Annotated in this window: 23 protein-coding genes, 1 tRNA gene and 1 pseudogene; 17 read left to right on the plus strand and 8 right to left on the minus strand. The window is 64.9% G+C overall.

The window, feature by feature from the left end; genetic code table 11:
• Position 1: 1 nt before the first annotated feature.
• The 15 genes and pseudogenes from I6N89_RS02840 (at position 2) to I6N89_RS02910 (ending at position 14056) form a co-directional block, all read left to right on the plus strand.
• Complete coding sequence (locus I6N89_RS02840) at positions 2 to 802, plus strand: N-acyl homoserine lactonase family protein (RefSeq protein WP_207016693.1); 801 nt, start codon at positions 2 to 4, stop codon at positions 800 to 802.
• 48 nt (positions 803 to 850) lie between these two features.
• The gene (locus tag I6N89_RS02845) at positions 851 to 1498 is read left to right on the plus strand and encodes a GntR family transcriptional regulator (protein WP_207016694.1); all 648 of its coding nucleotides are present in this window, start codon (positions 851 to 853) and stop codon (positions 1496 to 1498) included.
• A gap of 53 nt (positions 1499 to 1551) precedes the next feature.
• Entirely contained in the window at positions 1552 to 2130 is a 579-nt protein-coding gene (locus I6N89_RS02850; RefSeq protein ID WP_207016695.1) for a cysteine hydrolase family protein, read from the plus strand.
• 200 nt (positions 2131 to 2330) lie between these two features.
• Positions 2331 to 3554, plus strand: a complete 1224-nt coding sequence (locus I6N89_RS02855) for an FAS1-like dehydratase domain-containing protein (protein WP_207016696.1) — start codon at positions 2331 to 2333, stop codon at positions 3552 to 3554.
• 16 nt (positions 3555 to 3570) lie between these two features.
• On the plus strand, positions 3571 to 4722 hold the full coding sequence (locus tag I6N89_RS02860; RefSeq protein ID WP_207016697.1) for a CoA transferase: 1152 nt from the start codon (positions 3571 to 3573) through the stop codon (positions 4720 to 4722).
• The gene (locus I6N89_RS02865) at positions 4719 to 5912 is read left to right on the plus strand and encodes a CaiB/BaiF CoA transferase family protein (RefSeq protein WP_207016698.1); all 1194 of its coding nucleotides are present in this window, start codon (positions 4719 to 4721) and stop codon (positions 5910 to 5912) included. Before I6N89_RS02860 ends, I6N89_RS02865 begins: the two co-directional genes overlap by 4 nt.
• A 10-nt stretch (positions 5913 to 5922) precedes the next feature.
• Entirely contained in the window at positions 5923 to 6774 is an 852-nt protein-coding gene (locus tag I6N89_RS02870; protein WP_207016699.1) for an FAS1-like dehydratase domain-containing protein, read from the plus strand.
• A complete protein-coding gene (locus tag I6N89_RS02875; protein ID WP_207016700.1) occupies positions 6771 to 7577 on the plus strand; it encodes an HpcH/HpaI aldolase/citrate lyase family protein in 807 nt (268 codons plus the stop codon). The genes I6N89_RS02870 and I6N89_RS02875 overlap by 4 nt, the downstream gene beginning before the upstream one ends.
• A 126-nt stretch (positions 7578 to 7703) precedes the next feature.
• Positions 7704 to 8666, plus strand: coding sequence for a TAXI family TRAP transporter solute-binding subunit (locus tag I6N89_RS02880; RefSeq protein ID WP_207016701.1), 963 nt, complete (start codon positions 7704 to 7706; stop codon positions 8664 to 8666).
• Positions 8667 to 8679: 13 nt separating this feature from the next.
• A complete protein-coding gene (locus I6N89_RS02885; RefSeq protein WP_207016702.1) occupies positions 8680 to 10539 on the plus strand; it encodes a TRAP transporter permease in 1860 nt (619 codons plus the stop codon).
• Positions 10536 to 11870, plus strand: coding sequence for an acyclic terpene utilization AtuA family protein (locus tag I6N89_RS02890; RefSeq protein WP_207016703.1), 1335 nt, complete (start codon positions 10536 to 10538; stop codon positions 11868 to 11870). Before I6N89_RS02885 ends, I6N89_RS02890 begins: the two co-directional genes overlap by 4 nt.
• Positions 11867 to 12160 (plus strand): hypothetical protein, encoded by a 294-nt coding sequence (locus I6N89_RS02895; RefSeq protein ID WP_207016704.1) that lies wholly within the window; start codon positions 11867 to 11869, stop codon positions 12158 to 12160. Before I6N89_RS02890 ends, I6N89_RS02895 begins: the two co-directional genes overlap by 4 nt.
• Positions 12161 to 12210: 50 nt before the next feature.
• Positions 12211 to 12600, plus strand: coding sequence for an acyl-CoA thioesterase (locus tag I6N89_RS02900; protein ID WP_207016705.1), 390 nt, complete (start codon positions 12211 to 12213; stop codon positions 12598 to 12600).
• 217 nt (positions 12601 to 12817) lie between these two features.
• Positions 12818 to 13013: pseudogene (locus I6N89_RS02905) on the plus strand (IS5/IS1182 family transposase); the annotation flags it as partial.
• 458 nt (positions 13014 to 13471) lie between these two features.
• Complete coding sequence (locus tag I6N89_RS02910; RefSeq protein ID WP_207016706.1) at positions 13472 to 14056, plus strand: nucleoside 2-deoxyribosyltransferase; 585 nt, start codon at positions 13472 to 13474, stop codon at positions 14054 to 14056.
• A 44-nt stretch (positions 14057 to 14100) separates the two neighbouring features.
• Here the strand turns inward: I6N89_RS02910 and I6N89_RS02915 are convergent, their stop codons facing one another.
• The 3 genes from I6N89_RS02915 to I6N89_RS02925 are packed head-to-tail and all read right to left on the minus strand — an operon-like array spanning position 14101 to position 15385.
• Positions 14101 to 14718, minus strand: a complete 618-nt coding sequence (locus I6N89_RS02915; RefSeq protein WP_207016707.1) for a LysE family translocator — start codon at positions 14716 to 14718, stop codon at positions 14101 to 14103.
• A complete protein-coding gene (locus I6N89_RS02920; RefSeq protein ID WP_207016708.1) occupies positions 14715 to 15059 on the minus strand; it encodes an antibiotic biosynthesis monooxygenase family protein in 345 nt (114 codons plus the stop codon). Before I6N89_RS02920 ends, I6N89_RS02915 begins: the two co-directional genes overlap by 4 nt.
• Entirely contained in the window at positions 15056 to 15385 is a 330-nt protein-coding gene (locus tag I6N89_RS02925) for an NIPSNAP family protein (protein ID WP_207016709.1), read from the minus strand. The genes I6N89_RS02920 and I6N89_RS02925 overlap by 4 nt, the downstream gene beginning before the upstream one ends.
• A 73-nt stretch (positions 15386 to 15458) precedes the next feature.
• Between I6N89_RS02925 and I6N89_RS02930 the strand changes: the two genes are divergently transcribed.
• Positions 15459 to 16142 carry an ArsR/SmtB family transcription factor gene (locus I6N89_RS02930; RefSeq protein WP_207016710.1) on the plus strand — a complete coding sequence of 228 codons (684 nt, stop codon included), beginning with the start codon at positions 15459 to 15461 and terminating at the stop codon, positions 16140 to 16142.
• Positions 16143 to 16149: 7 nt separating this feature from the next.
• Here the strand turns inward: I6N89_RS02930 and I6N89_RS02935 are convergent, their stop codons facing one another.
• The 3 genes from I6N89_RS02935 to I6N89_RS02945 form a co-directional block, all read right to left on the minus strand.
• Positions 16150 to 16557 carry a MarR family winged helix-turn-helix transcriptional regulator gene (locus tag I6N89_RS02935; RefSeq protein ID WP_207016711.1) on the minus strand — a complete coding sequence of 136 codons (408 nt, stop codon included), beginning with the start codon at positions 16555 to 16557 and terminating at the stop codon, positions 16150 to 16152.
• Positions 16547 to 16975 carry an SRPBCC family protein gene (locus I6N89_RS02940; protein WP_207016712.1) on the minus strand — a complete coding sequence of 143 codons (429 nt, stop codon included), beginning with the start codon at positions 16973 to 16975 and terminating at the stop codon, positions 16547 to 16549. The genes I6N89_RS02935 and I6N89_RS02940 overlap by 11 nt, the downstream gene beginning before the upstream one ends.
• A 216-nt stretch (positions 16976 to 17191) precedes the next feature.
• A tRNA-Leu gene (locus I6N89_RS02945) sits at positions 17192 to 17278 on the minus strand.
• Positions 17279 to 17431: 153 nt separating this feature from the next.
• On the opposite strand from I6N89_RS02945, the gene I6N89_RS02950 reads away from it, so the two are divergent.
• Entirely contained in the window at positions 17432 to 18415 is a 984-nt protein-coding gene (locus tag I6N89_RS02950) for a complex I NDUFA9 subunit family protein (protein WP_207016713.1), read from the plus strand.
• Here I6N89_RS02950 and I6N89_RS02955 read toward each other — a convergent pair.
• Both I6N89_RS02955 and I6N89_RS02960 read right to left on the minus strand, forming a co-directional pair.
• Entirely contained in the window at positions 18381 to 19193 is an 813-nt protein-coding gene (locus I6N89_RS02955; RefSeq protein ID WP_207016807.1) for a phosphotransferase, read from the minus strand. The two genes, I6N89_RS02950 and I6N89_RS02955, sit on opposite strands and share 35 nt — an antisense overlap.
• Positions 19103 to 19366, minus strand: coding sequence for a DUF6455 family protein (locus I6N89_RS02960; RefSeq protein ID WP_207016714.1), 264 nt, complete (start codon positions 19364 to 19366; stop codon positions 19103 to 19105). The genes I6N89_RS02955 and I6N89_RS02960 overlap by 91 nt, the downstream gene beginning before the upstream one ends.
• Position 19367: the final 1 nt, after the last annotated feature.

The raw sequence follows: 19367 nt of genomic DNA on the forward strand, positions 1-19367 counted from the left end.
CATGAAGACCTGGGAAATCTACGCCATCAGACACGCTACGAACGAAACGCGCACCCGTGGGGTCAACTTCATCTCGGACCCGGATCCCACGGCGCCCCTGACGCTCGATTTCTTTTGCTGGGTGCTCAGGAGCGGTCGGGAGGTGATTATCGTGGATACCGGGATCGATCCCGCAAAGGGCGAACCGAACGGTCACAGGCAGGTCATGTCCCCGCCCGACGGCTGGGCGGCGCTTGGGATCGACCCTGCCGAAGTGTCGACCGTTCTGCTGACCCATGCCCATTACGATCACCTCGGCTATCTCGATGCGTTGCCGAACGCGCGGTTCTACATGCAGGCCGAAGAAATGGCGTATGTCACGGGGCCATGGATGCAGAAACCGACGTTCCGTCATGCCTACAAGGCGGACGAGATCGCGCGGTTGGTGCATCTTCTGCATGACGGACGCCTGCACCTGCATGGCCGGGACTTCGACGTGACCGACGGGATCAGCGCTCATTGGGTCGGGGGCCATTGCGCGGGGCAGGAGGTCTTGCGCATCCGGACGGAGCGCGGCTGGGTCGTGCTCGCCTCGGATGCATTGCATTACTACGAGGAGTTCGAGCGCGGTATTCCCTTTACCGTTGCGTTCAATATTTCCGACATGATTGCAGCCCACGACCGGATTCGGGAATTGGCCGACAGCGACGATCACGTGCTTCCAGCTCATGATCCGAAGCTTCTGGACAAATATGCTGCGATAAGTCCGGAAATGGCCGGCCACGTCCTCCGACTTGACCAGGCTCCGGAGACTGGGGCATGAGAGTATGCATTGTGCACTCGTGCAACACCATTCGGGGGCTAATTGGTGATGGAAAGCCAGGCGAAGCATCAGACCAAGGAAGAATACGTCGCGGATTTCCTTCGGGAAGGCATCATCTCGGGTCAGTTCCCGCGTGGTTCCAAGCTCAAGCAGGCGCAGATCGCCGAGATGATCGGCACGTCGATCACCCCCGTTCGAGAGGCGATCAAGCTGTTGGAGGCCGAGGGCTTTATCCTGGGCACGTCGCACCGCGGAGCGATCGTGGCTCCCTTCGACATCAACGCGACCGAAGAGATCACCGATTTGCGGGTCACGCTGGAATGCAAGCTGGGGCTCAAGGCGGTCAGCCGCCTGACCTCGCAGGACATCGAGGAGCTGCGCGTTCTTCAGGACCAGATCGAGGACGCCGCGGCGCGCGGCGACAAGGACGCGGTCCGCACGATCAACTACCGGTTTCACGAGCTGATCTACATCGCGGCCGAGCTGCCGCAGACCCTGCGGTTCGTCCGGGCGCTCTGGGCACGTTATCCGTTCGACCTCATCAACCGTCTGGAAAACCGCATCGACCGTGCTTCGCAGGAGCACCGGGACATGCTGAGCGCCATCATTGCCCGCGACGAAGTCGCCTTTGTCCAGGCCCTGCGATCGCATATCCGCTCGGCCTGGGACGAGTTCAAGGTCAGCTACTCCGAATAGCCCCCGCGCCCTTTCCGGCCCGGGGACGAACCCTAGCCTGAAAGGATTGCACAATGGCATCTGACTCTATCCTCCTTGTCATGGACATGCTGAACGACCTCGTTCATCCCGACGGGATGGGCGGCAAGAGCTATGTCCCGCTCATGCAGGATCGCGGCGTCTATGACGCGACAGAACTTGCGATCAGCAAGGCCCGTGCGGCGGGCGTGATGGTCGGTTACGTGCGTGTCGGGTTTTCCCCGAATTACGCGGAATGCCCGCCGGGATCGCCGGTATTCTCGAAGGCGCGCGACAACGGGGTGTTCAAGCTTGGCGACTGGGGAACCGAGGTGCTGGACCGGTTTGCCCCCCAGCCCGGCGACCCGGATATCATCAAGCACAGGGTCAGCCCGTTCTACGCGACCAAGCTCGAACCTCTTCTGAGAGCGCAGGGCATCCGGCGCCTGGTCCTGTCCGGAGTGTCGACGAACGGCGTCGTTTCTGCGGCGGTCCGCGAAGGCCACGACCGCGACTACGAATGCGTGCTGCTTGAAGACTGCTGTGCCGGCGCGACCGCCGATGAGCATGACCACGCCCTGTCCGGGCTGCGCCGCTTTGCGCAGGTGACGAGCGCAACCGACGTGGCCTTCTAAACGAAACGCCAAATGAATGCATCATAATTGTCCGGCGAGAGCCGGATTCGGGGAGGTTTGTCCGAAATTCAGCGTAAGTCAGGACTTAAGCCTGCAAAATGCGCGCTTGACCGTCGCAAAAATAATGCATTATATGAAAAATAGCCGCGCAAAATGCGCATGACACCACCGAACGCCAGACTGATAGGGAGACCCTGAAAGTGACCACCGCTGAAAAGACCAAGGAAGACGACGCCAAGGGCATGGGCGGCGCGCCCGCCGAGGGCAAAATCACCGATGAGGCGATTGCCGCCGCCGAAAAGATGGTCGGGCTGCAACTGCGCCCCGAAGGTCCGTACCTTCAGGATGCGACCGCCGACACGCTGCGCAACTGGTGCAACGGCATCGGCGACCTCAACCCGCTCTACCGTGATCCCGGCTACGGCGCGGCGTCGCGCTACGGCACGCAGCTCGGCCATCCGATGTTCCCGATGGCGCTTGGCTGGATTGGCCGGACCCGCTGGGGCCTGCCGGGCGTCCATGGCTTCTACGCGGGCAACGACTGGGAAATCTTCCGCCACATCCGCCCCGGCGACCGGATTAACGCCATCGAGCGCGTGATCGGGATCGACGTGAAGGAAAGCAAGTTCTCGGGCCGGCTGGTGCTGCAATATGTCGAGGCGACCTATTTCAACCAGCATGGCGACATGCTGTCTCGCGCCCTGGGCACCTGCACCCGCCACGAGCGCAAGGCGGCGCGCGATGCCGGCAAGTACAAGGACATCACCACTTACGACTACACCCAGGAGGAGTTCGAGGCGCTCGACGCCTGCATCATGGAGGAGCCGATGAAGATCCGCGGCTCCAAGGTGCGCTACTGGGAGGACGTCACCGAAGGCGAAAGTCTCGACACCATCGTGCGCGGCCCGCTGTCGCTGATGGATACCATGGGCTTCCTCGTGGGCTCGGGTCGCGGCCATACCCATGGCGTGGTCTTCCAGAACGCGATGAAGCACCCGGGCCACTTCTTCCGCAACCCCGAGGCCGGCGGCGGCATCGAGTACACCGGCATCGGGCACCACCGCGAAAGCACAGCCAAGGAGGTCGGCGTGCCCGGCGTCTACGACTACGGCCCGCAACGGTCGTCGTGGATGGCGTCGCTCGTCACCAACTGGATGGGGGATGCGGCCTTCCTCAAGCGCGTCCGCACCGAGATGCGCCGCTTCAACACCATGGGCGACAGCACCTGGTGCAAGGGCAAGGTGACCAAGAAGTACATCAAGGACGGCCACGCCCTGGTGGACATCGAGATCTGGGGCGAGAACCAGCGCGGCGAAGTCACAACGCCGGGCATCGCCACCGTCGCCCTCCAGTCGCGCGACCCCGAGCTTCGGGTGTTCCTCGACTGCGGCAATCTCGAACTGGACCTTCCGGTCGTTCGCTGAAGAAAGGGGGTCGGCCATGACTGACAAGCCTCTATCCGGCCTTCGCGTCATTGAACGTGCCACTGGCGTGGCCGCGGCGCAGGCGGGGCGCCTGATGTGTCAGATGGGTGCCGAGGTCATCATGGCCGAGCCTTCCGGAGGCAGCCCGCTCAGGGAGGCGCCTCCGCTCCTCCCCGGGGGGCAGAGCGCGCTGTTCACTTACCTGTCCCTCGGCAAGCGCAGCGTCGTTTGCGATCCGGTGGGACCGGATTTCCAGAAGGATCTGCACAAGCTCCTGGCGGAGGCCGACATATTCATCGACGACACACCGGTCGCGGATCGCACCGGGTTGGCGCTCGATGAAGCGACCATCGCAAGGGAGCACCCGCACATCGTGCACCTGTCCGTCCTGCCATTCGGCGCTTTCGGGCCCAAGGCGGGCTGGAAAGGTGACGAGATCAACCTGATCCACGCCGGAGGGGAGGGGTTCCTGTTGCCGAACGGGCTGACGGCCGACCTCTTCCCGGATCGTCCGCCGCTGAAGATCGCTGGGCATTTCGCCGAGATGCAGGGCGGCACGACGGCGGCGATGGCGGCGCTGGCCGCGCTCTGGGCCGGGCAGGGCCAGTTCGTCGATGCCTCCGTTCAGGACGCCAACGTTGCCGTCGGCGCTTTCGCGATCCAGCGCTTTGGCGACGGATCGGTGGAACACCGCCTGACCCGGTCGTTCAAGTTCGGCGGCGTGATCGAATGCGCGGATGGCTACGTCGAACTTCTGACACTGGAAACCCGCCAGTGGCTTGGACTGATCGAGCTTCTCGGTGCCGATGACTGGGCGCAGGACCCGGAACTTGCCGACGAGGTCGGGCGCAGCGCGCGCGGCGCCGAGATCAACCAGCGCATCCGCGACTGGGCGCGTCACCGCAAGGTCGAGGATCTGGTCGCGCAAGCCCAGACACTCGGCGTCCCAATGGCGCGCTACAACGCGCCGGAACAGGTTCTGACCGGCCTTCAGGAAACCGCGCGGGGCATCTTCGCGACGATCGACACCCCCGATGGGCCGGTGCAGGTACAATCGCTGCCGTTCCGCTTCGGGCCGGACGCGCTGCCGGTCCGCGGCACGCTTGCCAGCCTCGGCGCGGACCAGTCGATCCTGTCCTGCCAACCCGGTCGGAGGGCTACCGCATGAAACCTCTCGCAGGTCTTCGCATCGCCGATTTTACGGTCCATGCCGCCGGGCCTTTCTGCACCCACATGCTCAGCCAGATGGGGGCCGAGGTCATCAAGGTCGAAACCGCGTTGCGGCCCGACATCTTCCGAAAGCCGCATGCCGTCTATGGGCGCCAGGGGCCGGCGACCTTCGATCAGGTGTCCTCGAACAAGCTCTCGGTACGGCTGAACCTGAAACACCCCGAGGGGGTCGCTCTGGCGAAGAAGTTGGTCGGCGTCGCCGATGTCGCCGCCGAAAGCTTCCGCGCGGGTGTGATGGCACGTCTCGGGCTCGGCTACGACATCCTGCGCGACGTGAAGCGCGATATCGTCATGGTGTCCGTGTCCTCTTCGGGTCAGACCGGCCCGGAAAGCCATTTCGCCGGCTACGCCCCGCTCTTTGGCGCATGGGGAGGGCTGGGCTATCTCTCGGGTCATGCCGACGGACCACCGGTCGAGATGCGGCACGTCATGGACCACTCGGTCGGAATGCACGCGGCGCTTGCCACGCTGGCCGCCCTGAACCGTCGCCGCCGCACCGGCGAGGGGTGCCATGTAGATATCGCCGCCCGCGAAGTCGCCTCGTCCCTTGTGGGCGACTTCCTGACCGCGGCCTCCGCGGGGGTGTCCGTCGGACGCATGGGCAATGACGATATGGCGCGCGCGCCCCACGGGCTTTTCCCGACCGCCGACGCGGATCGCTGGCTGTCGATCTCCGTGTCCAGCGACGCCGAATGGAAGGTGCTGGCAGGCATCATCGGGCAGCCGCAGTTGGCCGATGATCCCCGCTTTGCCACGCAGGCCGAGCGGCACGCGAACCGCCGCGCGCTCGACGCGCCGATCGGCGCCTGGTCCGCCAGGCAGGGGGGCGAAGCCGCGGCGGAACGGCTCCAGGCGGAGGGGATTGCCGCGCACCTGTCCTGGGCCGCCTCGGACATCGTGGCGGATCCACACATGCGGGCACGGGGCGCGATCCTCGACATTGCCGAAACCGATGGCAAGATTCGCGCCGCAATCGGCCACCCCGCGCGGTTCGCCGGGGATGACGCCCCGGGCATCACGCGCGGCACGCCCGCGCTCGGTGGCGACGAGGACTACGTTTACGGGGAACTCCTTGGCCTTAGCCGGGCGCAGATCGGCGCTCTGGTCGAGGACGAGGCCATCTACTGAAGGGCCAAAGATGACATCCACACCTGATTACTCCGATGCGGTCGGCCGGACCGAACGCCATGTTCAGACGATCTCGGCCGACCGCGCCGCGGGCTTGGCTGCGACGCTGGACATGGATCACGCGCCAGCCGACGGCGACCCGCTGCCGCCGGGATGGCATTGGCTCTATTTCAATCCGTTCGTGCAGCGACGGAACATCGGGCCGGACGGACATCCCAAGCGCGGCGGTTTCCTGCCCGCCGTCACCTTGCCCCGCCGCATGTGGGCCGGCGGCCGCCTCACGTACCACGCGCCGCTCACGATTGGTCGCGAGGCCGAGAAGGTCAGCGAGATCATCGGCGTGAAGGCAAAGTCCGGCCGCGCGGGCCAGCTGGTCTTTGTTACGGTGAAACACAGCCTGTCACAGGACGGAACGCTCTGCGTCGAGGAAGAACAGGATATCGTCTACCGCGAGGCGCCCGCACCCGGCGCGCCCAAGCCCGTGCCGGCCCCGGCCCCCGAGGGCGCCACTCGCTCGGAAGAGATCACGCCCGATCCCGTGTTCTTGTTCCGCTATTCCGCGCTGACCTCGAATGGCCACCGCATCCATTACGACCGGACCTATGCCCGCGAAGAAGAGGATTACCGCGATCTTGTCGTGCATGGCCCGCTCACGGCGACCCTGCTCCAGTGCTTTGCCACGGCGGCCGGCGCGGGGCGACTGACCCGGTTTGAGTTCCGTGGCATGGCGCCGCTCTTTGGCGACCGCCCGTTCACGCTCGAAGCCGGGGAAGAGGCCGATGGCGCCATGCCGATCTGGGCAAAGGGCCCGGACGGGGAGCTTGCCATGCAGGCCAGCGCCGTGGTCGCGCCCGCGTCATGAAGACCCCGCGCAGCTACCTCTTCGTTCCCGGCCGCATGCCCGGCAGGTTTGCCAAGGCGGCGGGGTCGGGGGCCGACGCCATCATTCTCGACCTGGAGGACGCGGTCGGCGCCGAAGCGAAGCCCGAAGCGCGGGATCATGTCGCCGACTGGTTCGGCAACGGCGGGGCGGGCCTCGTGCGGATCAACGGCGCGGATACGCCCTGGTTCGACGACGACTTGGCGGCGCTGGCCTCTTGCGATGTCTCGGCGGTCATGGTGCCGAAAGCCACCCCCGAAAGCCTGTCGGCGGTGGCCGACAAGCTGCCGGGGCGCGCGCTGGTCGCGCTGATCGAAACCGCCGAAGGTCTCGCCGCGCTGCGCCGCTCGGTCACTTGCCCCGGGGTGACCCGGTTTGCTTTCGGCAACCTGGATTTCGGCGCGGATACCCGGATACCCGGCACCGGCCCCGTGCTCGATCCCGCCCGGTTCGAAATCGTCCTTGCCTCGCGCCTTGGCGGCCTGGTTCCGCCGGTGGATGGCGTGACACCCGAGCTGAAGGACGGCGGTATCCTTGCGGATGAAGTGGCAAGGTCACGCATGCTCGGCTTTGGTGCAAAGCTCTGCATTCACCCCGCACAGGTCGGCTTTACGAACGATGGGTTCACCCCGTCCGAGGCCGAAGTCGACTGGGCAAGCCGCGTGTTGTCGGCCTTGTCGGCCGCCTCGGGGTCCGTGGTACAGGTCGATGGCAAGATGGTCGACCGACCGGTGATCGAACGCGCAAGACAGGTTCTGGCCGACGTCGGGCAGGCCCCGCAGTAAGACGGCCCTGCCGGCTCCGGCTGGCGTCGTGCAGGAACGGGAGGAGATCGGCCAGCTGGAATCTTTTCTGGTCGAGCCCGGAAATCCGGGCAACAAAGGCAACCAACGTCTTAGGGAGGAGACATAATGAAACACGCAATTGCCGGCACCATACTGTCCGCCGGGCTGATCGCCGCAGGCGGCGCGCATGCCGAAGACATCCTCTTCGGATCGACCTCGGCCTCGTCCAGTCACTACGGCTATATCGTTGCCGTCGGAAAGCTGATCAACGAAAGCGATGCGGGCATCAATGCCACGGTTGTCGAAACCGGCGCCGCGATGGACAATATCCGCCGGATGGAGCGGGGCCAGATGGACCTTGGCATCATCACGACGAACGTGGTGCAGCATGCCGTCTCCGGGACACATGAATTCGAAGGCAAGCCGCAGGATCTCCAGATGCTCTGGGTCTATGCGCCGTCGCCGCAGAACGTCATCATGCGCGCGGATTCGGGCGTCGAGAGCCTTGAGGGGCTGAGCGGCGTGCGCCTCAACCCCGGGATCAAGGGATCGGCGACGGAAACCACGACCGAAGCCGTCTTCGACGTGCTCGGGATCAAGCCGGAGTATGTGCGCGGGTCCACCACCGACATCATCGACTCGATCAAGGACAACCGTCTGCCCGGCTATGTAAAGTCCGGCTCGCCGACCGCCCTCGATAGCTCGACCATGGATCTGAGCACGGCGACGGACATCAAGATCCTCGGGCTGACGCACGAGCAGGCCGAGAAGATCCAGGCAAACATGCCGGATATCTCGATCATGGACGTGGCCGCCGGCGTGGCAGAGGGGATCCCGGCCTACACGATCTGGAGCTTCGGTGTCGGCATCGCCGCGCCCAGCACGATGTCCGAGGAAACCGCCTATCAGATCGTGAAGGCCGTGATGACCGACGAGTCCGTGCAGGGCAATGCCATGGCCAGCGTCAAGGGGGCGGACCTGGCCCAGATGACGCTCGACTATTCCACTGTTCCGCTGCATCCGGGCGCCGTCCGCTGGTTCGAGGAAAACGGCCACACCGTTCCCGACAAGCTGAAACCGGCCAACTGATACGGCGGACAGGATGCGATTTCCGGACCCAGCGAAGACCCTGGCGCTGATCGTCGGTGCCTTCGTATTCTATACTGCGGCCACCGGTCCGTTCGAAAGCCTGATCCAGCGCGGGATATTTCTCGCGCTGGTGATCTGCCTGGGCTTCGCGCTCTACCCGCTTGGGAAAGGCAAGCCCTGGCGCCCGGTCGGGCTGGCAGTGGACCTGGCGTTGATGGCGGTCAGCGTGGCGGCCTGCGGCTACATCATCCTGAACTACGACAGGATCATGACCGAGCTGCCCTGGGCGACGCCGCTCGACATGGTGCTGGCAGCGGGCCTTGTCCTTGCCGTACTGGAACTTGCGCGCCGCACGGTCGGCCTGATCTTTCCGATCCTGGTCCTGGTCGGGCTGGCCTATGCCCGGTTCGGCGCCTACATGCCCGGCCCGATGCGGCATCGGGGGTTCGACAGCTACTACATCACCGAAACCGTGTTCCTGGGCGATCTCGGGATCTGGGGCATGCTCACCGGCGTTGCCGCAACGGTGATCGCGGCCTTCGTCCTGTTCGGCACCTTGCTGCTCCACACGGGCGGAGGTCAGGCCTTCATCGACCTGGCGATGCGTCTCGGCGGACGGCAGGTCGGCGGCGCGGCCAAGATCGCAACCATCGCCAGCGGTCTCTTCGGCATGATCTCCGGCTCCTCCGTCGCCAACGTTGCGACGACCGGCAACTTCACCATCCCGATGATGATCCGCCTTGGCTATCCCCGCCCTTTCGCTGCGGCGGTCGAGGCGGTCGCCTCCACCGGTGGTCAGATTGCGCCGCCCATCATGGGCGCGGCCGCCTTTGTCATGGCCGAGATCGTCGGCATGCCCTACACCGACATCATCCGCGCCGCGCTGTTGCCCGCCGTCTTCTTCTACCTTGCCGTTTTCGTGACGGTGCATTTCGTATCCGAGAAACGCGGCCTGGCGCTTGTCCCATCCGAGGAATTGCCGGCCTGGGCCAATATCCTCGCGCCACGCCGCATCGGGCCGGTGGTCGCGGCGCTGATCGGGCTGGGCATCGGCTTTTGGCTGGGACGTTCGGTGGCGACCTCGGCGTTCTACGGGATCATGGGCCTGCTGGCCGCGTTCATCGTTACGCAGGCCGGGCGGAAGCCGCTGCGCGACATGGCCCGCATGGTTCTGGCCGGCGTTGAGGATGCCGGGCGCGGCCTCGTGATCATCGGGGTCCTGCTGGCAGGTGCGCAGGTGTTGGTGTCGATGGTCAACCTGACAGGCGCAGGCGTCGCGCTGTCGTCGGCCATCGTGTCGCTGGGCGGCGATTCCACCGTCATGATCGCCCTCATGGTCGCACTGGTCTGCCTGATCATGGGCATGGGCCTGCCGACGACCGCCGCCTATGTCCTGGTCGCTGCCGTTCTGGCACCGGCGCTGACCGAAGTCGGCGTGCCGATTCTGACGGCGCATCTGTTCGTGTTCTACTTCGCCACGATCTCGGTCATCACGCCGCCGGTCTGTGTTGCGGTCTTTGTCGGGGCCGGGATCGCGCAGACAAACTGGGTGCCCGCCGCGTTCGAGGCCGTCCGGCTTGCCGCCATCACCTATCTGCTCCCCTTCCTGCTGCTGTTGTTTCCCGGCATGGTGTTGGAGGGGGGTGCTCTTTCGATTGTCGATGCGGCGCTGGCCGGGCTTATTCTGGTTTTCGCGATACCCGCGCTGCTGACCCGCATCCCGATCACCCACAACCGGCTTCTTGACCGGGTGGTGCTGGCAACGGTGATCCTTCTTGCCATTTGGCCACATCCCGCCACGCCCGTGCTTGCGGCGGCGATACTGCTGACGGTCTGGAGCGGGGTAAAATACACGCAAAGGGTGTCGCGATGAAAATCCTTCGCATCGGCACCGGAGCGGGCTTTTCCGGCGACGGGATCGGGCCGGCGGTCGATTTGGCCCGATCCGGAAAGCTGGACTATTTGGTCTTTGAATGCCTGGCGGAACGCACCATCGCGCTGGCGCAGCTTGACCGGCTCGGCGATCCCGCCGCCGGATATGACAGGCGGTTGGAGCAGCGGATGCGGGCTGTGCTGCCGGACTGTCACCGTGCCGGGACGCGCATCATCACAAACATGGGCGCCGCCAATCCGCTGGAAGCGGCGCGGCGCACCGCGGAGATCGCCGCCGAACTGGGCCTGACGCTCCGGGTTGCGGCTGTGCTGGGTGACGACGTGCTGGACCGGATCGGGCCTTGTGTCCTTGAGGAAACCGGGCGTCCGGCCAGCGACCTTGGTGACCGTCTGGTGTCGGCGAATGCCTATCTTGGCGCCGAGGGGATTGTCGAGGCGTTGGCGCGAGAGGCCGATATCGTCATCTGTGGCCGTGTGGCCGATCCGTCGCTCTTTGTCGCGCCCATGATCCACGCATTCGGGTGGCCTTCCATCGAGGACCATCGGCTGATCGGCCAGGCCACCGTCGTCGGGCATCTGATGGAATGCGGGGCGCAGGTGACGGGCGGATACTTCGCCGACCCCGGGGCCAAGGACGTGCCTGACCTTGCCACTGTCGGTTTCCCGATCGCCGAGGTGTCGCAGGACGGCACCGCAGTCATAACCAAGCTGCCGGGAACCGGCGGGCTGGTGTCGCGGGCGACGTGCATCGAACAACTGCTCTATGAACTGCATGATCCGGCGCGGTATTTCCAGCCTGACGTCGTCGCGGATTTTTCCGGTGTGGATTTTGCCGAAATCGGACCGAACCGGGTTGCCGTCAGCGGCGGGGCAGGGACTCCGGCAACGGGACGTCTTAAAGTGTCGGTTGGGGCGCGGGATGGCTGGATCGGACAGGGAGAGATATCCTATGCGGGGCCCGGTGCCGTGGCCCGGGCGCGGCTTGCGGGAGAGATCACGACCGAAAGGCTCGCTCCTCTTGCCAATCTGATTGAGGATATGCGGGTCGATATCATCGGCCTGAACGCGATATCGCCTGTGGACCCCTCTGCGCCTGAGCCGCGCGAGGTCCGCCTGCGCGTTGCTGCGCGCTGTGCCGAAATCGAGGCCGCGCGCGCTGTTTCGGACGAAGTGGAAGGGCTCTATCTCAACGGCCCTGCGGGTGGTGGTGGCGTCGCCACGATGGTGCGCGAGGTCATCGGAATTCGGTCGGCATATCTGCCCAGGGCAGAGGTTGAAACCCATGTTCACATGTTCGGAGAGCCAGCATGAAGCTCCACGAGATCGCCCATGGCCGAGCCGGAGACAAGGGGACGACCTCGAACATCTCGGTCATCGCCTATCGCCCCGAAGACTGGCCGCGGATCGAGGCCGAGGTGACCGCCGAGCGGATCGCCGCGATCTTCGGGCCGGATGTACAGGTCGACCGCTATGTGCTGCCGCAGCTCTTCGCGCTGAACTTCGTTTTGAAGAACGCGCTGAAAGGTGGGGTGACGCGCTCGGTGGCACTGGATGCGCACGGCAAGGGTCTCGTCTACGCGGTGCTCGACATGCGCCTCTAGGACGGCCTGGCAGACGGCACGAGCCCGATGGACCAGATAGGAGACTGGAAATGAACGATAAGGCCCCGACTGCAAATCCTCTTATTCGCGTTGTGGCGCGCCCTGCGGATGCCAGTTTGCGGGGAGATATTTTTGGTGGTTGGGTTATTTCACATATGGACATTGCGGGAGGCATCGTTGCCGCCGAAATCGCAGGCGAGAAGCTCGCGACCGTCGCAATTGATGCGATGCGGTTCCTAAGGCCCGTGAGGGTTGGTGATATCTTGTCGATCTATGGGCAAATCGAGCGGACCGGACGCACGTCTATCGCGGTTCACCTCGAGGCTTGGGTGAGGCGCGGCCGAATTGGGGACGACGAAAAGGTCACCGAGGGTAAATTCACTTTTGTTGCTCTTGATGATGCTGGCCGACCGAAGCTGGTAGCGATCCCCAAGGAATAATTGTTTCACTAGACGCTTTACTCCCTGGGCTTGAGACAAATCAGATTGACCCGTCCCGCGTTTGCCAGAGGCTGGTTGTCATTCGTTGCGCGTCGAATGCTCTGTCCCCTTAGGTGTTTGATCCCATGGTTTGATGGTGCGATCCATTCGCTGGAATGTAAGAAAGCACTATGGGACAAGTTCGTTACGGCAGCGCCACTGCTCCAAGTGCTGCCACGAGCGGGGTGTCTTCGCCCGGATCATGGCGGGGTTGGCGGCCGAGCACGGTGAGGAGACGACCGTGATGATCGACGCAACTCATCTGAAAGCCCATCGTACGGCGTCCAGCCTGGGCGTCAAAAAAGGGGGGGCGCAGGGGGCTGATTGGCCGAACCAAAGGCGTCATGAACACGAATCTGCACGCCATTTGCGACAGATGAGCCATGTCGCGCCGCATGGCCGTCGTGATGCACCGGATGTGGATGATGGAACGGCCTTCAGGATGGAGGTTGCATCGCCCAATTGATCCTAACCGCTTCGCCAGCCTGACCGCGGGCTCTCGAGGTTCCGAAGGGACGCGGTTCTGGTGATGTCGGGGTCTGGACCGTAGCCAGCGTTGCTGAGCACACCTATGAGATGGACACATCGGAACTGCATCGAACCAGCATCATGTCGGCAGCCCTCGCGGCCGACCACAGACCGAAGCACGTTCTCCAAGGATCTCAGGACAGAGCCGCAAGATGCCGGGTGGATCGATTGAGCCGCAACAAGCCGTTAGAGGGGACAAATAGCTTGCCCGAAATCACTTGACGAAGCGGGACCCGTTAACGAAGTCCAGAGCCTAAGCACTGGGGGCCGCCTTGCCGCAGCACTGAATTGCAAAGGATCGACCATGACGAAAATCTATCTCGCCGGCCCCGATGTCTTCGCCGCCGATCCGCAGGCGCTTGGAGCGCGAAAAATGGCGCTTTGCGCGCAGCACGGGCTCGAAGGGGTCTTTCCAATGGGGCTGGTGGCGCTCGACACGTCGCGGGCGAAGCGGGAGCAGGGTCTGCAAATCTTCGACGTGATGGAGCGCGCCCTGTCGGATTGCGACGCGATGATCGTCAATCTGACGCCGTTTCATGGCCCCAGCGCCGATGTGGGCACGGCGGTGGAGATCGGTTTCATGCGGGCACAGAACAAGCCGATCTTTGCCTATTCCAATTCGGACGACCATTTTGCCGACCGGGTGTCGCGCTTCTGGGAGGGTGACGTCACGCAACGCGAGAGCGGAGCATTGCAGGGGGCGGACGGCATGGAGATCGAGGCGTTCGACATGTGCGACAACCTGATGGTGCATGGCAGTGTCGAACGCTCGACCGGCGTGCTCGTCACGCGGGATGTGCCGCAGGGCGCGGTCTATGACGATCTCACCGCTTTCGAGGCCTGTGTCGTGAAGGCCGCGGCATGGCTTGCGGAGCGCGCCGAAGCCTGAGCGGCGTGGCGATCGTCCGGTACGGCCCGCCGTCCGGTGGCGGGTCAGAGTGAGCGGTTGATCATTAACATGCCGAGTGCGCCGAAGAGGGTGCCGAACACTGCCTCGCTCATCTGCTGAAAGCGCGTGTAGAGGCCGCGCGCCCGTCCTGTGGAAAACAGCAGTCCGTAGCTGCCGTAGATCGCAAATATGATCAACGCGGAACCGGTGGTGAAGACCAGCAGCCCGCCCCAGGACTGGATCGCCGGGCCGACGAAGGTCGAGAGCGTGGCCCAGAGCAGCGCCACCTTGGGGTTGGTCGCCGTCACTGCGAGCCCGTGCAGGAAATCGTGCCTCAAGCCGGCGCCGGCGACCGGTGCGATCTGGCCGCCGCTGCCGGTCAGGGCCGAGCGCCATCCCTTGATTCCGAGCCAGACGAGATACGCCCCGCCGATCGCACCCAGCAGTCGCAGCAGCCCGGGATAGAGCGCAAAGATCTGGCCCAGCCCGACCGCCGTCAGTATCGCCCAGGCAAAAGCGCCGCAGGCGAGCCCGGCGGCGACGGTCAGCGCCGGTAACCGCCCGGAGCCGAGCCCGCGCGAGGCCACCGCCACCATATTCGGGCCGGGAGAGATAGCGGCGCTGGCAAGCGCGACCCAGGCGGTTGCGATCAGCGGCATCATGAATGCGCCTCCTTGCTGTCATCCGGGGCTTCGTCGCGCTCGAACATGCCATAATCCCGCACGACGCTTGCAATCCGGATGCGGTAATCGTCGAAGATTCCCTTTCTGCCCTGCGACTGCGCGCCGCGATGGGCACTGACCGTCCTCCAGCGTGCAATCGCCGCCTCGTCCTCGAAAAAGGACAGCGACAGGAGCTTGTTGGGGTTGGTCAGACTCTGGAACCGCTCGACCGAGATGAAGCCCTCGATTTCCTCAAGCAGTGGCCGCAGCCCGGCGGCGAGGTCGAGATAGTCCGCCCCGCGCCCCTCCGCCGGCTCGACCTCGAAAATCACCGCGATCATTGTGCCGCTCCGGGGCCGTGCGGGGCGGAAGCGAGCTTGAGGAAGGTCCGGTCCTCGCGCAGCAGGAATTTCTCCTTCATGGCGAATTCGTAGTTTTCGCGCCCCAGCGGATCGGCGGCGAGTCGCGCCCGGTAGGCCTCGTATTCCGCGAGGCTTTCCAGATTGTAGATGCCATAGGCCAGCGTGCTGGAGCCCTCATGCGGCGCATAATAGCCGATCAGATCGGCGCCGCAGCGCGGGATCGCCTGGCCCCAGTTGCGGGCATATTGCTCGAACTGGGCCTTCTTGGTGGGGTCGATATGGTAGCGGATCACGCAGGTCAGCATGGCTGTCTCCTTGAGGTTTCTGTCCCCGGACTAGCAGATTGTCAGAGGTCTATGCTTCGATTAGGATCGAACTATGAAAGAAGGTCCCGATATCGCCCGTATCGCCGCGCTGATTGGAGATCCCGCCCGCGCCAATATGCTGACCGCGCTGATGAGCGGCAAGGCGCTGACCGTCAGCGAGCTGGCGGAGGAGGCGGGAATCACCATCCAGACGGCCAGCTCGCACCTGTCGAAACTCGACGAGGGCGGGTTGCTGCGCCCGCGCAAGCAGGGGCGGCACAAGTATTTCTCGCTGGCCAGCGACCAGGTGGCGCATGTGCTCGAGGGGTTGATGGGGCTGGCCGCCGGGGCGGGGCATCTGCGCCGGCGCACCGGCCCGAAAGACGCCGAGCTGCGGCAGGCGCGGGTCTGCTACAACCATCTGGCGGGCGATATGGGAACGCAGATGTTCGACAGTCTGATTGCGGGTGGCCATCTGCGGCTCGACGGCGAGGATCTCAGCCTGACGGAGACGGGGGCCGGGCTGGTCACGGGTCTCGGCATCGACCTCGGCGCGCTGCAAAAGGGGCAGGCTGCGCTCTGCCGGGAATGCCTCGACTGGAGCGAACGCCGCTCGCATCTGGCGGGAAGTCTGGGCCGCGCGCTGCTGAGCCGGTTCGAAGAGCTGTCCTGGGCGAGGCGCGACCAGAAGACCCGCGTCGTCAGCTTTTCGCCCAATGGTGTCACGGAGTTCGAGCGGCTCTTCGGTTCCGGCTGAGCGCCGCTCACTCCAGGCGCAATCGGTCGAAATAGGCCTGGTCGTACTCTTCTACGATGGGCAGGGCGCGGGCCAGCAGGGCTTCACCCTCCGCTGTCAGCGCCACCGGCTTGGCGCGCTGATCTGACTGCGCCGGCAGCCGCCGGATCAGCCCGTCCGCCTCCAGCCGCTTCGAGATCTGCGAGACATGCATCCTGTCGAGCCCGACAAGATCGACCACCGCCTGCTGCGTCACCTCGCGACCGTCCTGCGCCAGCCAGCCGAACACCGCGAGAATAGCGAATTGCGGCTGCGTCAGTCCGAGCGGCCGCAGCGCGGCGTTGAGCCCGCGCTGCCACGCCATGAAATCGCGCCACAGGGTGAAACCGGGGCTGTCATGCGGCCCGGCATAGCGCGACGGCCAGTCAGCCGGCATTGACCGCGCCGCCCTCTTCGCTGACGCGCTTCAGCCCTGCGAGCGTGTTCGGCAGAGTCCGGTCGATCCCGGCGCCGATCAGTCGCCGGAACAGAAAGGCCAGAGGGCCGGAGAATGCGACCCAGTGGGTGGCGCTTGTGCGCTGGCCGTTGCCGGTCAGCTCGTGGCCAAAGGTCATGCGGCAGAGCGGCAGCTGCCCTTCGATGGTGAACGAGCGGTTCGGCAGCACCTCGGTGACCCGGATCTTCGCTCTGGGCCCCTCGCGCGGTTCCAGCCAGCCCGCTGCGCCGCGCCGCAGCTCCGGCAGGCCGACCGCCTTGGTCTCGCTGTCCCAGATCGGCCAAAGCTCGGGATTTGCGTAGAGCGCAAAGACGTTCGTCGCAGGGGCGTCGATCTCGATTGTGTGTGCGATGGTCATGCGAGTCGTCCCATAATAATAAATACATTTACTAAATGGCAGATCCTTGGCACCCCTGCAACCGACAAGCGAAGTGCTTGTAGAGCGGTCGTATCTGCGATGGCAGGCTAGGCTGTTTGGGTCGAGGCGAAAGGCATGCAAGCCCGCATCGCGAAATGGCGTTGCATAGAGCAGCGCAAAACCGCGCCGGAAATACTGTGTCTGTAAGGGGGATAGTGGTGCCCAGGAGAGGACTCGAACCTCCACGGCCGTTAAGCCACTGGTACCTGAAACCAGCGCGTCTACCAATTCCGCCACCTGGGCACAGGTGGTGTGAGGCAGGCGTTTACGCGGCCCGCAATCCGGTGTCAACGCCGTTTTTTCGCTTTGTTTTCCATCTCGCGCCACGGCACCTTGCCGCGCTTGCCCGTGATCGGTATTCAGGGGCGGCAAACCGCGCATCACGGAGCTAGGTCAATGAGCAAACTCGTCACCATCTACGGGGGATCCGGTTTTGTGGGGCGCTATATCGCGCGCCGCATGGCCAAGCTGGGCTGGCGTGTCCGTGTCGCGGTACGGCGCCCGAACGAGGCGCTTTTCGTCAAGCCCTACGGCGTTGTCGGCCAGGTGGAGCCGGTGCTCTGCAATATCCGCAACGACGAGTCGGTGCGCGCCGTGATGCATGGCGCGGATGCGGTGGTGAACTGCGTCGGCACCTTCGATGCCAAGGGCAAGAACAATTTCGACGCGGTACAGTCTGAGGGCGCCGAGCGCATCGCGCGAATCGCCGCCGAGATGGGTGTCGCGCGGATGGTGCAGATCTCGGCCATCGGCGCCGATGCCGAGAGCGCCAGCGACTACGCCCGCACCAAGGCTCTGGGCGAGGCGGCAGTGCTGTCGCACATGCCCGACGCGGTGATCCTGCGGCCTTCGGTGATCTTCGGGCCGGAGGACGGCTTCTTCAACCGCTTTGCCTCGATGTCGCGCATGGGGCCGGTGCTGCCGCTGGTGGGTGCCGAGACGAAATTCCAGCCGGTTTATGTGGACGATGTGGCCCATGCTGCCGTCATGGGTGTGACCGGAGACGCGGCGCCGGGCGTCTACGAGCTGGGCGGACCCGATGTGGACAGCTTCCGCGAGCTGATGACGCAGATGCTGGGCGTGATCCGCCGTCGCAAGCTTCTGGTCAATATCCCCTTCGGCATCGCCTCGGTGATGGGCTGGGGATTCGAGCTGCTTCAGACGCTGACCGGCGGCCTGTTCCCGGCACAGGTTACCCGCGATCAGGTGAAGTCTTTGCGCCATGACAATGTGGTGGCCGAAGACGCGAAAGGGTTTGCCGATCTCGGCATCACCCCGACCTCGCTGGAGGCGGTGCTGCCGGATTATCTCTGGCGCTTCCGCCCCTCGGGTCAGTACGACGCGATCAAGGAATCGGCGCAGCACCTGCGGACCGAATAAAGCGGCGCGCCAGCCGGCGCGCGCATTCGGGCTCCGGCCACCAGCAGCAGGCGATTTCCCAGGCCAGCGCCGCGCGGCGCTCCGCCCGCGTGGCTGGCAGGCCAAGCGTCACCCGGTCGAGACAGAGCGCGTCGTGGCGCGACTCGTCCCAGTCGATCAGTGCCGGACCCTGTGCTGTCACGATGATATTGCCGGGGTTCAGATCGCCATGCACCACGCCTTGCGGCGTATCGGCGACATCCGCAAACGCGGTACGGATCGCCTTGGCGAGCTTTTGGGGCATGGCAGGAAGCACAACATCTCCGCCCCGACCGAGGCGCAGCAGCGCCGCCGTGCCAGGAACGCCGGGGCGCGGCGGTAGTCGCCGGGCTGCACGGTGAAACGCGGCGATGCGGGGGGCGAGCGCGGAGAGATCTCGGGGGTCGGCGATGCGTCCCGGCAGGAAGCGCTCTGCGGTCCAGCCTCCGACGATCAGGCGCCCGTTGCGCGCCGGCACCGGATCGGCAGTGACAAAGCCCACCTGACGTGCCGCCGCCTGCACGGGCACCAGCCAGCGTAGAGCCGCCTCGCTTCGCCCGGTGGACTTCAGCACGATATCACCACAGCGGAAGACGACGTTGCGGGCGCCGGCGCCGATCGGCTCCAGCGGGGCCGACAGCCCCCAGGCCGTCGGATCGGGGCGGGCGGTCAGTGCAGTTTCCGCAGCCGCGACAGCAGGGCCGCGTTGCAGCAGCCCGGCGGTGGCGTGGTGGTCACGCCGGTTTGCGCGCCGAGCCAGCTTTCACAGGCCTCGACCAGTGCGCAGCCGCGACAGCAGGTCACCATATGGGCGTATTCGTCGGGGCCCAGATGCCCCGACAGCATTTCCTCGGACAGGTTCAGGCCCATCACACGGGCCACGCTTCGGGTCATCCAGAAATGTCGGGCGGGATCTCCTAGCGTCTCTCGCATC

The organism is Salipiger abyssi (genome assembly GCF_017311415.1).
In the GTDB taxonomy this organism is placed as follows: Bacteria; Pseudomonadota; Alphaproteobacteria; order Rhodobacterales; family Rhodobacteraceae; genus Salipiger; species Salipiger abyssi_A.